This window comes from Clostridium sp. CTA-19, assembly GCF_054767855.1.
This window is the reverse complement of the sequence record NZ_BAAABH010000002.1, coordinates 1-15,882: the sequence shown is the minus strand read 5'-3', so window position 1 is coordinate 15,882 and position 15,882 is coordinate 1. Positions and strand designations below refer to the sequence as shown.

Sequence of the window (15,882 nt, the reverse complement as noted above, 5' to 3'; positions counted from 1 at the left end):
CCTTTTCTATAATTCTATATAGTTTTATATTATCATAATTTACCATTATAAGTTATACTTATTTCATTATTAAATATACTTTTATATAATATAAAAAAAGAATAATAATTAGCCTTTTTTAACTATGTACATTCCACCTTGTTTTTTAAATACTTTTCTAAATTCGCTGTAGCTATATTACTAAATAATATATTCATCGAAATAACTAAAATCCAAATAATATATGTACCAATTGTTATTCTTTCAAAAACTCCAAAATATATATATTCATTAGCAGCACCAACAGCACTAATACAACCACTAATAAATATAATCAAACTTGATATCATTGAATAAGCAGTTAAATGTCTAAACTGAACTACATTTTTAAACCCTATCCCTATAAATAATGGAGGTAATATACTAAATATCGCACAAAATCCCGCTAACACAATATGTCCAATGCCAATAAATGTTATTTGTGAATCTCTAGCATCCATAGGAAAAAAGGTCATCATCATACCTGATAGAGCATTAAATAATACTAATAAAAAAGCTATTCTACATATAGTAGACTTATATTTTTTAAAATCCATAAAAGCAATGATACTAAAAAAAGCAAGAGATAACCCATAAATTATTGTTAATTTTTCCAACCATACAAAACTATCTTGTGGTACAAAATATGGTAGCTCACTTATTGCATTAGTAAGATGACTATACTCACCGTCACTTAAAACTCCCCCTACAATCACATATATAATATAACTAATTGATGCAATTACCCCTAATAAAGGATAAATTTTTTTCATTTGTAAAACCTCTTTTCCTATTTCACTTTTAAATAATCGCAGATAAAACTTATATGCTTAAACATTTTTTTAATTATTGGAGACGTATCTTTTCCATCATTTATTGCATGCGCATATTCAAAAGTTATTGCAACTAAAGCATAATTATATTCATCTGCCACAAGTGAAGTATCTATATTTTTGATTAAATTCTTTTTTATCATCATATCTAGTATTTCTTTTATAAATCGTGAAGGCTCTTTTATTATAGTCTCAACCATTAATTCCTTTGCCTTTTCATTTTTAAACTGCTCTGAATATATTATTATTGCTATACTATCAAGCTTTCCATTTAAAAACTTACCATAGGTTATTACAAGATGCTTAAACAACTCCTCTGGTGACATAAAATCCATCATTATATTTAATTCTAGAGTAGAAGGTCTATAATCTTTAATAGACTTAGCAAAATATTCAAATATAGATTCTATTATTTCATCTTTACTTTTATAATGATTATAAATTGAACTTTCTCTAATACCTACACTCTTTGCTATTTGTCGTATAGATACACCATTAAATCCTTTTTTAGAAAATAATTCTATGGACTTTGCAAAAATTTTTTCTTTAGTACTTAATTTCTCATTTTCCATTTTTTATCACCTTTTCTTAACATTTAACTAACACTTGTTCGTTTTCTTAAACATTATACTAACATTCACTAGTAAATACAATGTATTTTTTAATGGTACTTAATATAAAAGCACAAAAGGATCATATTAAAATTTTAATTCTATTTTAATATGATCCTTTTGTATACAAATTTTAAGCTATATAATAAAAAATTTCATCTAATAATTATATTAAGTTAGTTTGCAATTTAAAATTCTATTTTAAATCTAATGATTTTGCCCATTTTTTTGCTTTACTAATAGATTCACATGTATCCTTTTTTAAAGGTTCTAAAAATTCTACATATCCTTTAAATTTGTTGTTTGGTAATTGTTTTTCTAAATCCTTATAACATTTTGATATACCACCACCACCATGACATACAAACACTGCTATATTTTTATTTTCTATTTTATTTGTTTCTATAAAAGTCTTTATTGGTGGTGCGAAAGTTCCTACCCAAATAGGCGTTCCAATAATTATATTATCATATTTATTAAGATCTACATCCAATGGTAAAAGCTCTGGTTTTTCTTTAAACAAAACACTTTTGCCACCCCACAAGAATTTTTTAAATCCTGAAGTTGGATATTGTTTTTTAGATTTTAACTCTAGTAATTCACAATCAAGTTCATCACTAATAGCCTTAGCTATTGTTTTTGTATTATTTTCTAATGAAAAAAACACTACTAAATTTTTCATTAATACACACCTTCTCTTCCTAGTATATAATACTAAATTATAGGCTAATACTTGGAGTTTAAACACTATACTTTTCTATTTTATTTAAAATGTTTTAAAAACCAGTTTGTAATAATTTCTACTAATTTGTCATAATGATTAATAAAACTATGATTTTCTCCATGGATAACTACAATATCACTATTTTTTAAGTAATTCATTGCATTTTTAGACCTTTTACACAATTGAACTTCTTCATCATCATTATCCCCATGAATTATAATAACTGGACAAGTTATATTTTTAAGTAATTTTTCTTGATTTATTCTTTCAAAGTCTAATAACATACTATTATCTACAACTACAGATTTTCTTTGAATTTCATTAACATTTTCAATAAAATAGCCTTTATTATTTAAATCATTAAGTTGATTTTCATCTAAGTATTCTTCCCAATTATAGTTCATACTATCTGTTAATGCTCCACTTAAAGCAATAGCACTAATATCCTTATTATAACTTAATAAACTTATATAACTTCCAAAACTATGTCCATAAAGTGCAATTTTCTTATATCCTTTAGACTTTATAAATTTTATTGCACTTTTTAAATCATCTATTCTTTTTTCTGTTGTACATATATCATTATCACTTTCCCCACATCCACTAAAATCAAAAGTTAAAATATCATAGCCACAATTATTAAGTGCTTTTGCTAAAAGCGGAAACCTTCCTTTAGAATCTTTATTAGATATCCATCCATGGGAAAAAATTATAATTAAATCACTATCTACTGAATAAAGATTTCCTACTAAATTTAATCCTCTGGAATTTTCAAACTCTACTTTTATCATAAATTTTCCTCTTTTATCTCTATATTTCTTTCCCTGAAACTATATTTTGAAATTCTACATTATTAAAAATATCTTTATTTAAATCATATTCAATATAATTAATTAATATTTTACCATTTTCAAAAATAACTAATTCATTAATTTTATCTTTGTCAATTTTAAAACTTATATGATATTTTTTTATATCTCCATCAACGCCTTTCCAAAAGCTTCTATTTACCTTTTGTTTGCACAAATAATCATAAAACTTAGTAACCTCTAATGTATTAGTTATTTTATAATCTTTCTTTTTAAATCCTTGTGAATATACTATTTTCACCTCGTTAAATTTAGAAATATATTTTTCAAGTTTAACATCATGATTATATTTATATATTATTGATAGAAAATATATAGTAAATAAAATTATACCATTAAATATTTTTTTGTTTCTATTCATTATTACAATCTCCTTTAAAACAGTTCCATTACTTATATTCTATAGCATTATTTGAAAACCTTTTATCTAAATGTATAAACAAAAATCTTTATAATAATGCATATTCTGGCATATATTTCTATATAGGTATATACTATAGATATACCTATTACTAATTTTTAAAATAAAGTTTAGTATGGTAAATGATAAAAGGTAGGTCTTTATTGTGGTTAATAATACAAATAATATTACTCTTGCAAAAATTAATAATACTTTTGCAAATGAACTTGTTAAAATATTAAATACAGATAATAAATTACAGGATTCTTTAGGTGCAAAAAAAAGCAATATATCTCATAATGAATTTATTATCTATAACAATCACTGGTCCAAAGTTAATAATGCGGAGATATTCGCTATTTTATATAAAGAAATTGCCATTGGAACAATTTCTTTAAGTCATCAAAATATAAAACTTAAAAAAGCTGAAATTGGTTATTGGATTAGCAGTAAATATTGGAAGAAAGGATATACAAGTGAAGCTTTCTCTCAAATTTTGAATTATGCAAAATCAAAAGGAATAAAACACTTATCTTCTAAAATAAAAAAAGATAACATACCATCTAGAAAAATTTGGATAAATAAAGGTTCGAAAATAGAATTAATAGATGATTACTTTTTTGTTTCCATGATGCTCTAATTTATACGTACTTTCATTTAATACTTATTTTTATCCTTTTTATTTAACATTAAATTATTACATATAAAATATATTTAACATATGTTATAGGGAAACAAGCTCCAATTTAAATTTATTCAATAACTTTAAATTATTTATATACGAGATACAGTGTTGAATTCCAAGTGATTCAGAGCATGTCTCACTATTTTAGTTATCCAAGTTTTGGAATGGACAATTTTTAAAGTCAACTTGGAATCCTATATAAAGTTCATTCATCAAATCTTTGTTATCAGTTGATAAAAATAAGTAGCACTATAGTTAACTAAAATAAGCTGTTAACTATCTATAAAATATTATACAAATTTAAAAGCTATATAAAAACAGTATCCTTGTTTTTATATAGCTTTTATTTTTATTTATTCTTTTAAAATATACTTTTAGCTCTATCTAATATTCCGTTTAAATAGGCTATTAAAACCCCATAATTAGTTATCGGTACATTTTTTTCCTTACATAATCTAACTCTATTTAACACTGTTTTTCTATTAATCATACATGCACCACAATGTATAATTAAATCATATTTTTCTATATCCTCTGGAAAATCATGACCTACTCTATACTCATAAGTTAAGTTAAACCCAACATGTTTATTAAGAAGTTTAGGAATTTTTACTCTTCCTATATCCTCATGAGAAACATTGTGTGAACAACTTTCACAAATAAGTATTTTAGAATTTTCATTTAAATCTTCAACTTTATTTGCCCCATCTAAAAACTCTTTTAAATCACCCTTTTGTCTTGCAAAAAGCATTGAAAAGCTCGTTAAATTAATATTCTTTGGAACAATTTTATCAACTTTTTTAAAAGCTTGAGAATCAGTAATCACTAAGTCAACGTCCTTAACATCTTCAAGCGCAGATTCAAGCTCTGTATCTCTTACCACATAACTTTTTATTCCATTATCTAAACAATCTCTTATACACTGAACTTGAGGTAATATAAGTCTTCCTTTTGGTGCTTCACTATCAATTGGTACTACAAGAATAATCTTACTATTATAAGGAAGTAAATCCCCAATTATAGGCAAATCTTCTTCAGTTTCTCCTACTTTTTTTATTAAAACATCAATTAAATTATTGTAGCCTTCTTTAGTTTCACTTGATATAAATACAGCTTCTTTAAACTTATCTTTTAATAAAAATAAATTTTCTTCACTTATAATATCTATTTTATTAAACACTAATATGTGTGGTATATTAAATCTTTTAAACTCACTTTTCATTTTGTCATAATAGGTTAGGTCTATATCATTTATATCCATAACATATATAGCAATATCTGTTCTTTTTAATATTTCTAAAGTTTTATTTACTCTTAATTTTCCAAGTTCACTTATATCATCAATACCTGCAGTATCAATAAAAACTACAGGTCCTACAGGAATTAACTCCATAGGTTTTAATACAGGGTCTGTGGTTGTTCCTTTTGTTTCTGATACTAAAGCAACCTTTGAGTTGAAAAATCTATTCATTAATGAAGATTTACCTGCATTAGCTTTTCCATATATAGCTATATGTTTTCTATTACTATTTGGTGTAGTATTCATATAAACCTCTCTTTAGATATAAAGATCTCTTTTTCCTTCTTTTAATTTTTTAATATTTTCTTTGACAAGTTCTCTTATATCTTCTCTTTTTATATATTTTAAGTTATCTATTATAGTTTTTTCTGCTTTTTCAATAAACTTATCATCACCATAATCTAATGCATATTCCATTAATGTAGTCATGGCATTAGGCTCACATACATTTTGAATTTGTCCTGATTTGGCAAGAGTCATAAACCTTTCCCCAGTTCTTCCCTTTCTATAACAAGCAGTGCAATAGCTTGGAATATAACCGTCATCTAACAATTCATTTAAAACTTCTATAGGACTTCTATTATCTGAAACAGTAAACTGATCTACATTGTTACCTTCCTCTTGCTCTTTGTATCCACCAACACCAGTTATAGAGCCTGCACTAACTTGTGATACCCCATATTTTAAAAGTTCTTTTCTCATATTAGCACTTTCTCTAGTAGAAAGAATTATTCCTGTAAAAGGTACAGCTATTCTTATTATAGTAACTATTTTTTTGAAGGTTTCATCATCTACTAAATTAGGAAAGTTTTCTAAAGTCATACCTTCAGCTTTTTTAAGTCTTGGAACAGAAATTGTATGGAACCCTACATTGAATTTTTCTTCCAAATGTTCATTATGAATCATAAGTGATAATACTTCAAATTTATAATCAGCAAGTCCAAATAATACCCCAGCACCAACATCTTCTATTCCTGATTCCATAGCTCTATCAAAAGCTGTTAAGTGATACATATAATCAGATTTTAATGAGTTTGGATGCATTGCCTCATAACTTGGCTTATGATAAGTTTCTTGGAATAATATATATGTTCCTATATTGGCATCTTTTAATTTTTTATAATTTTCTACAGTAGTTGCTGCTATATTTACATTAACTCTTCTTATCTCTCCATTGCTATTTTGAGTTTTATATATTGTATCTAAACATTCAAGCACATACTCAATTGGTGCATTCACTGGATCTTCTCCAAGTTCTAATGCCAATCTTTTATGACCCATTTTTTCTAAAATTCTAACTTCCTCAACAACTTCTGCTTGAGTTAACTTTCTTCTATTAAATTTATTACATCTTTTATATCCACAATAAACACAGTTGTTTACGCAATAATCACTAACATAAAGAGGCGCAAAAAGAACTACTCTTTTTCCATAAATAGATTGTTTTATATCTCCTGCAATTTTATACATTTCCATTAATTGATTTTCATCTTCAATTTGAAGTAATATTGCTATATCTTCATGACTTAATCCTTTACGTTCTTTAGCTTTATCTAAAACTCTTTGTATGTCTTCCTTTGATGCACTTTTGGCCTTTTCTAAAATACTTTCTATATAATCATGTTTTATAAACATAAAAATCCTCCATTATCAATAAACTTATTATTTTTAACTTTATTTCTTTTTATCAAAATTGTAATTAGCAATTTAGTACAGTTATATTACAATACCTTACTATCTCCTCTTGATATTTCAACTTTAAATCCAATAGAATTTATTCTATCCTCTATCTCTTTTTTACATTCTGCAGCTTCATCACCACTTGATACCTTACCATTATAAAGTGCATATTTTTCTCGCACCTTATTAGGTGATAAATTTGGCATAACTACATTAGCTCCTGCTTTTATACCTTTTTCTCTACCATTTGAATCTATTGTTCCTAACGCTGTAGTTGCTGGTAATAAAACTTTTGGAACTAGTAGCCTTGTCAAAGCTAACATTATTATTGTCTTTTTAGTGGTTCCACTTTTTTCATCTTTAAATATGGTGTCTTTATGAGGAATAAATGGCCCTATTCCACACATATGTGGTGTAAGTTTTTTTATAAATAATAAATCTTTAACTAAATCTTCATTAGTTTGACCTGGTATTCCTACCATAAATCCAGCACCAATTTGATATCCAAGTTCTTTTAAATTCAACAAACATTGTACTCTATTTTCAAAACTACTATTAGGATGAAGACTTTCATAAAGATTTTTATTAGCAGTTTCATGTCTTAACAAATATCTATCTACACCTGCTTTTTTTATATCTTTATATGACTTATAACTTCTTTCTCCAATAGATAAAGTTACAGCACAATCTGGACACTTCTTTTTTATACTCTGAACAATATCTATTATTTTCTCATCAGTAAAATATGGATCTTCTCCACCTTGTAATACAAAGGTTTTATATCCTAATTTATCTCCTTTTTCTACACACTCTAAAATCTCATCTTTAGTTAACCTATATCTCTGAGCATTTTTATTACATGCCCTTATTCCACAATATATACAGTTTCTACTGCAGTAATTAGTAAATTCTATAAGTCCTCTTATGTACACACTGTTATTATAATTGTGTATAGCTGTTTTATGAGCTAGTTCTGTAAGATAGTTAATCCCTTCTTCATCTAAATTGTTTAGTAAATATAAAAGTTCTTCTTCATTTAAATTATTAGTACTATATAGTTTGTCTAAAAGTTTTTTTATAGCCATGTTTCCTCCATAAAATTTAATTAGGCATGTGAAAAGAAATAATAGACCAAAGATTTGAAGCATATTTGATTATGCCTTATATCTCAACTTTAGAAATTGACGTCTTCACGGCAACTCCTTCTATATTTCCAAGCTTACCAGTAAGACTATTTATCTCATTCAACTCACCTGTAACAACTATAGATATAACTGAAATTCCCTCTTCAAAAGGTATACCCATCCTACCTTTTATACTTCCTCTAAATTTTGTGATAACTTCATTAAACTCATTTTGACAACTAATTGGCTCTTCAAGTATTGCACTTATAACAGCTATTTTTTTCATATATAATTCCTCCATAAATTTAAGACATAATCAAATAAATAATAAGTCAGCATTCTTACTTATTTGTTACGAATACTTCATGTATAAAATCTAGATATAGCCATACTATAATCTAGTTCCATCTTCTTATCTTGTAACAAATATGTTTCGAATTTTTTATTTCTATTTTTAATATGCCTAATATATTAAAACGAAACTCAAAAAGACTAGTCTTCTAAAAGAAAACTAGTCATATAAATATACACCTTATATACACCCCATATAATATGATTTTAAATCTATTATATTATAATGGAGCTACAAATAAATTGCTCAATTTTTATATAGTTTTAAATTAAAAACTATATATTTTAAGCAATATGTATTCTTATAAAACCATTAATAAATGATTTTATACATTCTATATTTATATCATTACTTCTCTTTCAGATTAGATTTTCTCTTTTCTGTCAGACATCATTTTATAAAGTATAAAAAATTGAAACTCTACTTATTACATTAGAATTTTATAATACAGTTAAATATATTTTAAACAAAAAAATAAAGAATTCTCTTTATTTAAATGAATAATAAATACAACTATATAATACTGCTATTTAGAAAGATTTGTCAATACAAATTAGGTCATAATCAACTCTTTTGCTTATTCTTTTTTTTCATATGCCTTATTCCACTTGTTTTAAAAGTCTACGAACTACATCATTTACTTTCACCTCTGGAAGTTCATAGTCTGCTATAACTAATACTAATTTAATATCATTACTTGATGGGTCCCATTTATAAGCTTTTATATCTAAAACTGAATCCTCACCTACTAATTCTTCTAAATCTAAAGCCAAATCTTCAGCTACTGTAAGATACTCATCAAATAATTCATCTTCACTTAATTCTTTTGGATTAAAACCTGCTTCTATTATCATCTCATTTAATATATCTATGCTAACACTTAAATTATATGCTAATATATCTTCTCTTTTTGACCCCTTACACATGTCTTTTACAACCTTAAAATCTGTTTCACTTTCAATTTTATTTTTAAATTCTTTGCTATCTACAGCTTCATTTCCTAAAACTACGTACATATATTTCCTCCTAAAATTATATTTTAAATTTGTTTTTATCTTTTATATAAGACCTCAATTTTTAATTCATTATCTAACCTAAAATATTTATTATTTTTATTGATAATAAAGGACTTACATAATTTTAAATACAAACTTTAAATCCTGGATTCTTATTTTAAGCTAAAATAAAAATCTCTATGTATAAATTAATATTTGCACTTATATTCCTATACATCTTTATACTTTACAAATTATTGTATTAAAAGTCAATTATAAATAAAAACTTTAAATTTTACTATTATATTTATTTCACAAAATAAATTATATTTTTATAAATATATAGGAAAACACGCTCCAATTTAAATTTATTCAATAGCTTTAAAATATTTTCATACAAGATATAGTGTTGAATTCTAAATGATTTTAAGTATGTCTCACTATTTTGAGTATCTAAGTTTCGGAATATATAATTTTAAAAATAATCTTGGCATCCTATATATTATGCTGTAAATTTTTGAATTTAAGTGATAAAATTTTTATAACTTATTATGAAAGGGAGTGTCATTATGTGTACTAAAAATTATGAAAAAGCTATATTTGCTGGTGGATGTTTTTGGTGTATGGTATCACCTTTTGATATTTTAGATGGAATCATAAAAGTTACTTCTGGATATATTGGAGGCACCTTAGATAATCCAACTTATAAAGATGTAAAAAGTCAAAGTTCTGGTCATTATGAAGCTATAGAAGTTATCTTCGACCCTAAAGTAATATCTTATAAAGATCTTGTAGATGTATTTTGGCGTCAAATTGACCCAACAGATGATGAAGGACAATTTCAAGATAGGGGAAATTCATATAGAGCTGCAATATTTTATTTAAATGAAGGTCAAAAGCTTATAGCTGAAGAGTCAAAAGAAAATCTTAACAATTCCAAGCGATTTGAAAAACCAGTAATAACAAGAATCTTGCCTGCTACTACGTTTTATAATGCTGAGGAATATCATCAAAATTTTTATAAAAAGAACTCTAAAGAATATAAAAAAGATCGTGAAAGGTCCGGTCGTGATGAATTTATAAATAAGTATTGGGGTGACGAATATTACAATATATATGAAACCTTACCACTTAAAGAGGAATAATATATAAGCTTTAACCCCCATTATAGCTTATCATTTAGTTATAATGAGGGTTTAATTATTCTATACTTTTTATACTTTCAACTATGGTTCCATTGTAAATATTTTTTAATGACATTAACGCTGCTAACAAACATATAACAATACAACTAAAGAAAACCAATATTATTGTAAATAACGGAAATTTCCATATTAAAGTAGTGTTTATAATATCTTTGCTTATAAAATGAATTATTATATTTGTAAAAGTTCCAATTATGCATCCAGATATTGAAGATATCACTCCGTAAAATAAGCCTTCATAAATTATCATTTTCTTAACTTTTTTATTATCCAATCCTATAGAACGTAACATACTTATATCTTTTTTTCTTAAAACAACGCTCATCTTCATTACATTAACAATGTTTATTACTGTAATTATCGATATAACAACCAAAAAACCATACAATATAGCTGTTTTATTTCTATTTTTAACCTTTTCTTTTTCTAATTCTTCTTTATAATCTTTTAAAACTATTTCCTTTGAATTTCTTAATTGATTTGTTAACTTTTCTTTCACAGTTTCATAAGAGCCTTTATTGCTTAAATTAACTCTAACTTCACTATATTTTTGCTCATTTAAATATGTGCTCATAGCTTCATTACTTATAAATGGAGCAACCCTATCTAAACTTACATCAACCTTACTCCCATCAATTATTCCTACAACTTTAAACTGTACTGTATCACTTCCTAAAAAATCTCCATCTTCATTAAATTTATCTATTTTAAATTTAACAAAATTATCAGCCTGAATATTAGTATACCCATTTTGCAAAACTATGGCATAAGGTTTATCTTTAATTTCTTTAATATCTTCAGTTTTGAAAATTGTATATTCTTCTAATACCTTTAATTCTTTTTCATCACATCCATATACATTAATAGGAAAATTATATATACCCTTTTGTAAATTTTCTCTAGAATTACTATCACCCTTTACTACAGACTCTAAAAATTTATATCCTTTTGATGTTATTGTATCCGGTGGAATCTCCATGCCACTACTTTTAACTTTACTTTTTCTATCTATATATAAATTTCCCGTGTTTTCTATATCTTTTATAGTTTTTTCTGTTATACCATCTTTTCCATTCGTACTATAGGAATTTAAAATAAAATCACTACTAAAAGATTTTTTAAAATCATTTATAGGATTTATTGTTCCTATTAAATAATTTACTGTAAATAACAAAACTATTATTATATTAAAAGAAATAACAGTTGTTATAAACCTTCTTTTATTTCTAACTAAATTTAAATATGCCATATTACCTTCAAAATTTAGTTTTCTTCTTATGCTTTTTTTAGGATTTAAACCTTCTTTTAACATATGACCTTTTAACTCTAAATTGTTATTAGATACTATTGCTTCTATTGGAGATATTTTTGATGCTTTTTTTGCTGGAAAATAACATCCAATTATTATAGCTAAAATTCCTATTAAAAAGGATTGAATAATACCATTTAAAGGTGCATTAAATAAGTTTAATAAATTATCGCTACTATTCCTTAATCCTATTACTACTATATTTATAAAGAAAGTTCCTATTAATATTCCTATAGGTATAAATACTATCCCTACCATAATACCTTCTAAAATAACTATAATTTTTATTTTATTTGATGATGCACCTAATGCTCTATATATTCCAAATTCCTTTATTCGCTCTGTAACCATTATATTAAATATGTTATAAATTACTATTCCTGCAACTATTGCTATAACTATAAATAAAATTTGAAAAGTAACTGTAACAAGCCTAATTGTACCACCTAAAAAATATTTACCCATATTATTTCTTACATTAATATTTCTATATTCATCTATCATTCCTATAGCAATAAATAAATCATCTAATAAATATCTATTAGAATTTGTAGCATATGCTAATGTTTGTACATTAATTTCGCCTAAAATTTTTCTAGCAAATTCATTAGTAATACATGCCACTCCTTTATTTTTAGCTATTAACTCATCTCTTGTAAAACTTACTTTTCCAACTAATATAAATTCCCTTTCATCTTTAAATATATTCATTCCATTTTTAGACATATACGTTGAAGAATACTCTAATTTAATTTTATCTCCTATTTTATAACTTACAGGAAATTGTTCTAATACCCAATCTTGTATTGCTATCTCACTATCATTCTTAGGATATCTTCCTTCTATTAAATTAAAATTTAATAATTCCTCTAAATTATCATCATATCCACTTATTTGTAACTCAGTTTTAGAGTTAGGCATTTTATAAACTCCAACATCATTCACTAATGTAACCTTGCCAAAAAGAGGATCATTTTTAAATTTGCTTATATCTTTATAATCATTAGATGCCCCTTGAATATCATATACTCCACCGGAGAAATTTATCACTTCATTATTTAATTCTTTTATAGTTAAATCTTTTATAATACTTAAAGCCATAACCAATGAAACAGCTAATATTATAGAAATTCCTATAATAAAATTTCGTTTTTTATTTTTCAATATGTTTTTAGGAATTATGGAAAAAAAACTGTTCATTTACTAGCTCATCTCCTTTTCAAGCTCCAACTTAAATTTATTCAATAACCTTAAAATATTTTCATACAAGATGCAGTGTTAAATTCTAAGTGATTCTGAGCATGTCTCACTATTTTAGGTATCCAAGTTTTGGAATGGATAATTTTAAAAGTCAACTTGGAACCCTATAGTTAAAAGTTAAAATAAAGAGATAAGACTTTTAAATTATTTTCAAAAGCCTTATCTGTAAAAAACAAATTAATTACTCTATACTTCTTAATGAATCTATAATACTATCTTTAAACACTTTTCTTAATGGTAATAATGCTGATATTGCACATACTGTTATAGATATAATTAAGGAAAGTACTATTGAGACTATTGGAATATGAAATGCTATAATTTTATTTGAACTTCTCTTTACTATATAACATAATACATACACTAATATTGTACCTAAAATTGACCCTGAGAGTCCTGAAGCTATGCCATAAAATAAGCCTTCTTTTAATATCATTTCTTTTACTCCTTTGTTGCCTATTCCTATAGCTCTTAGCATACTTATGTCTTTTTTTCTTAAAATTACACTCATATTCATAACATTTATAATGTTTATTATTACAACTATAAAAACAATAGCTATAAAGCTATATAATATCGTCAACTGATCTTTGCTATCTTTTTTCAGTTTTTCTAGCTCACTTTTATAATCTAGAAGAGTTATTTCCTTTGAATTTTTTATTTCTTTATTGATTAATGTTTTTACATTATCATACTGGTTTTCATCACTTAAACTTACCTTTAAATTACTATAGTTTTTTACATTTAAATATCTTTCCATAGCCTCATTAGACATTATAGTTGTTATACATCTTTCACTTAAGTTTACTTTACTTTCATCTAAAACTGCTATAACTTTAAATTCTACTGTATTATCACCTTTAAACTCCCCATGTTCATCATATAAAGGAATTTTTAACTTTACAAAATCATCTTCATTTACTTTACTATATTTGTTTTGTATTAAAATCACATATGGATTTTCTTTCATTTCTTCATAATCAATCTCTCCAAATTTAACAAACTCTTTAAGCTTTTCTATTTCATCTTTTTCATATCCATATGAATAAGAATTAAAATTACAAATTCCTTTATTTAAATTATCTAATGATGCTTTATTACTTCCACAATAAGCCTTTAAGTATTCATATCCTGCACTAGTTACACTATCCTTAGGTATCTGCAATAACATGTTTATATATTTCTCTTTATCTTTTATATTAACAGAAGGTATTTTAGATATATTTTCAATGTTCTTTTTGGTTAGTCCTTGATCACCTTGTACTGAAGAAGATTTAATTATGAAATCTCCACCAAATTTATTTTTAAAGTCTTTGATAGGGTTCATTGTTCCTATTAAAAAATTTACTCCGAAAAACATTATTATTGTTATATTAAAAGATATGACTGTTGTTATAAAACGTTTTTTATTTCTGATTAAATTTAAATAGGCCATATTAGATATAAATGAGAAATTTTTTCTAAATTTTTCTTCTGGTTCCAATCCCGGTTTCAACATATGACCTTTTAGCTCTAAATTATTATTTGAGAAAATAGCTTCCATAGGTGTTATTTTTGAAGCTTTTTTAGCAGGGAAATATGCCCCACCTATTATAGAAAAAAATCCTACTATGCAAGACCATTTTAATCCATCTTTAGGTATATAAAAATTAGATATATTTGCATTATTTATAAGTAATGTTATAAAAGCTCCTCCAATCAATATTCCTATAGGTATAAATATCACTCCTAAAGCAATACCTTCTAAAATGACTAAAGTTTTAATTTTTCCTGGTGATGTACCTAAAGCCCTAAATATACCAAAATCTTTAGTTCGTTCTGTAACCATTATATTAAAGATATTATAAATAACAATTGCTGCTACTACTCCTACGATCCAAAATATCATCTTAAATATTCCATTAAAAACTTTTATTGTATCTAATGTAAATTCTTTAAAAGCATTTGTTCTTATAAACATTTGCTCATAATCCTTAGTGAGTTTTAATATAATATCAACATCTTTTAAAGAATACTTATCCTTTTTTATTCCATATGCACTATACTCTACTGGAATATCTTTAACTATTTTTTTAGCACAATCATTAGTTATATATGCCTTACCTCTATTTTTTAATGAATCTTCTTCTTTTGTGTACTTTATAACACCTACTAAAGTAAATTCATTTTCGCCGATTAACTTCTTATTTCGTGAATAATTATTTTCATAACTTAAATTTATCTTGTCGCCTAATTTATAGTTTGGAAGGATTTCATCTAAAATCCAAGATTCAATTGCTATTTCATTTTCTTTTTCTGGGCATTTACCTTTTAAAAGTTTAAAGTTTAAAATATACTTTGCATTTTCATCATAACCATCTATTGATATTTCTGTTTTAGAATTTTTAACTTTATGAATACCAACATTAGTAACTATTGTTGCCTTTTTAAAAATTTCATCTTCTTTGAATTTACTCATGTTTTTATATCCATTTTGATATGCCATAACATCATAAATTCCGCCAGAAGCATCTATAT

At 25.1% G+C, this 15,882-nt stretch carries 14 protein-coding genes; 2 read left to right on the top strand and 12 right to left on the bottom strand.

Annotated features, from left to right (window positions below; genetic code table 11):
* Positions 1–122 precede the first annotated feature (122 nt).
* From ACYUE0_RS01280 to ACYUE0_RS01260, 5 genes are all read right to left on the bottom strand, one after another.
* Positions 123–791 carry a DUF998 domain-containing protein gene (locus ACYUE0_RS01280; protein WP_460269204.1) on the bottom strand — a complete coding sequence of 223 codons (669 nt, stop codon included), beginning with the start codon at positions 789–791 and terminating at the stop codon, positions 123–125.
* 17 nt (positions 792–808) lie between these two features.
* Positions 809–1,423, bottom strand: coding sequence for a TetR/AcrR family transcriptional regulator (locus ACYUE0_RS01275; RefSeq protein WP_460269203.1), 615 nt, complete (start codon positions 1,421–1,423; stop codon positions 809–811).
* Positions 1,424–1,658: 235 nt separating this feature from the next.
* Positions 1,659–2,144 carry a flavodoxin family protein gene (locus ACYUE0_RS01270; protein WP_460269202.1) on the bottom strand — a complete coding sequence of 162 codons (486 nt, stop codon included), beginning with the start codon at positions 2,142–2,144 and terminating at the stop codon, positions 1,659–1,661.
* An 80-nt stretch (positions 2,145–2,224) separates the two neighbouring features.
* Positions 2,225–2,977, bottom strand: a complete 753-nt coding sequence (locus ACYUE0_RS01265) for an alpha/beta hydrolase family protein (RefSeq protein WP_460269201.1) — start codon at positions 2,975–2,977, stop codon at positions 2,225–2,227.
* 19 nt (positions 2,978–2,996) lie between these two features.
* A complete protein-coding gene (locus ACYUE0_RS01260; RefSeq protein WP_460269200.1) occupies positions 2,997–3,416 on the bottom strand; it encodes a hypothetical protein in 420 nt (139 codons plus the stop codon).
* Positions 3,417–3,621: 205 nt separating this feature from the next.
* On the opposite strand from ACYUE0_RS01260, the gene ACYUE0_RS01255 reads away from it, so the two are divergent.
* A complete protein-coding gene (locus tag ACYUE0_RS01255; RefSeq protein ID WP_061995696.1) occupies positions 3,622–4,095 on the top strand; it encodes a GNAT family N-acetyltransferase in 474 nt (157 codons plus the stop codon).
* Between the two features lie 406 nt (positions 4,096–4,501).
* On the opposite strand, the gene hydF is transcribed toward ACYUE0_RS01255, so the two are convergent.
* The 5 genes from hydF to ACYUE0_RS01230 form a co-directional block, all read right to left on the bottom strand.
* On the bottom strand, positions 4,502–5,686 hold the full coding sequence (gene hydF / locus ACYUE0_RS01250; RefSeq protein ID WP_460269199.1) for a [FeFe] hydrogenase H-cluster maturation GTPase HydF: 1,185 nt from the start codon (positions 5,684–5,686) through the stop codon (positions 4,502–4,504).
* Positions 5,687–5,698: 12 nt separating this feature from the next.
* A complete protein-coding gene (gene hydG / locus ACYUE0_RS01245) occupies positions 5,699–7,075 on the bottom strand; it encodes a [FeFe] hydrogenase H-cluster radical SAM maturase HydG (protein WP_460269198.1) in 1,377 nt (458 codons plus the stop codon).
* Positions 7,076–7,161: 86 nt separating this feature from the next.
* Positions 7,162–8,199, bottom strand: a complete 1,038-nt coding sequence (gene hydE / locus ACYUE0_RS01240) for a [FeFe] hydrogenase H-cluster radical SAM maturase HydE (RefSeq protein ID WP_460269360.1) — start codon at positions 8,197–8,199, stop codon at positions 7,162–7,164.
* Positions 8,200–8,281: 82 nt separating this feature from the next.
* Positions 8,282–8,530, bottom strand: a complete 249-nt coding sequence (locus ACYUE0_RS01235) for a TM1266 family iron-only hydrogenase system putative regulator (protein WP_460269197.1) — start codon at positions 8,528–8,530, stop codon at positions 8,282–8,284.
* Positions 8,531–9,195: 665 nt separating this feature from the next.
* Positions 9,196–9,612 carry a hypothetical protein gene (locus ACYUE0_RS01230; RefSeq protein ID WP_010297452.1) on the bottom strand — a complete coding sequence of 139 codons (417 nt, stop codon included), beginning with the start codon at positions 9,610–9,612 and terminating at the stop codon, positions 9,196–9,198.
* A gap of 548 nt (positions 9,613–10,160) precedes the next feature.
* Between ACYUE0_RS01230 and msrA the strand changes: the two genes are divergently transcribed.
* Positions 10,161–10,736, top strand: coding sequence for a peptide-methionine (S)-S-oxide reductase MsrA (gene msrA / locus ACYUE0_RS01225; protein ID WP_460269196.1), 576 nt, complete (start codon positions 10,161–10,163; stop codon positions 10,734–10,736).
* 55 nt (positions 10,737–10,791) lie between these two features.
* On the opposite strand, the gene ACYUE0_RS01220 is transcribed toward msrA, so the two are convergent.
* Complete coding sequence (locus tag ACYUE0_RS01220) at positions 10,792–13,305, bottom strand: ABC transporter permease (RefSeq protein ID WP_460269195.1); 2,514 nt, start codon at positions 13,303–13,305, stop codon at positions 10,792–10,794.
* A gap of 241 nt (positions 13,306–13,546) precedes the next feature.
* Positions 13,547–15,882 (bottom strand): ABC transporter permease (locus tag ACYUE0_RS01215; RefSeq protein WP_460269194.1); only part of this gene is annotated, 2,336 nt, incomplete at its 5' end.

Bases quoted from the DNA above. Each gene is read 5' to 3' on its own strand.
- ACYUE0_RS01280 (WP_460269204.1), bottom strand. From the start codon at position 791: ATGAAAAAAATTTATCCTTTATTAGGGGTAATTGCATCAATTAGTTAT.
- hydF (WP_460269199.1), bottom strand. From the start codon at position 5,686: ATGAATACTACACCAAATAGTAATAGAAAACATATAGCTATATATGGA.
- ACYUE0_RS01220 (WP_460269195.1), bottom strand. From the start codon at position 13,305: ATGAACAGTTTTTTTTCCATAATTCCTAAAAACATATTGAAAAATAAA.
- msrA (WP_460269196.1), top strand. From the start codon at position 10,161: ATGTGTACTAAAAATTATGAAAAAGCTATATTTGCTGGTGGATGTTTT.
- ACYUE0_RS01265 (WP_460269201.1), bottom strand. From the start codon at position 2,977: ATGATAAAAGTAGAGTTTGAAAATTCCAGAGGATTAAATTTAGTAGGA.
- hydG (WP_460269198.1), bottom strand. From the start codon at position 7,075: ATGTTTATAAAACATGATTATATAGAAAGTATTTTAGAAAAGGCCAAA.
- ACYUE0_RS01230 (WP_010297452.1), bottom strand. From the start codon at position 9,612: ATGTACGTAGTTTTAGGAAATGAAGCTGTAGATAGCAAAGAATTTAAA.
- ACYUE0_RS01260 (WP_460269200.1), bottom strand. From the start codon at position 3,416: ATGAATAGAAACAAAAAAATATTTAATGGTATAATTTTATTTACTATA.
- ACYUE0_RS01235 (WP_460269197.1), bottom strand. From the start codon at position 8,530: ATGAAAAAAATAGCTGTTATAAGTGCAATACTTGAAGAGCCAATTAGT.
- ACYUE0_RS01275 (WP_460269203.1), bottom strand. From the start codon at position 1,423: ATGGAAAATGAGAAATTAAGTACTAAAGAAAAAATTTTTGCAAAGTCC.
- ACYUE0_RS01270 (WP_460269202.1), bottom strand. From the start codon at position 2,144: ATGAAAAATTTAGTAGTGTTTTTTTCATTAGAAAATAATACAAAAACA.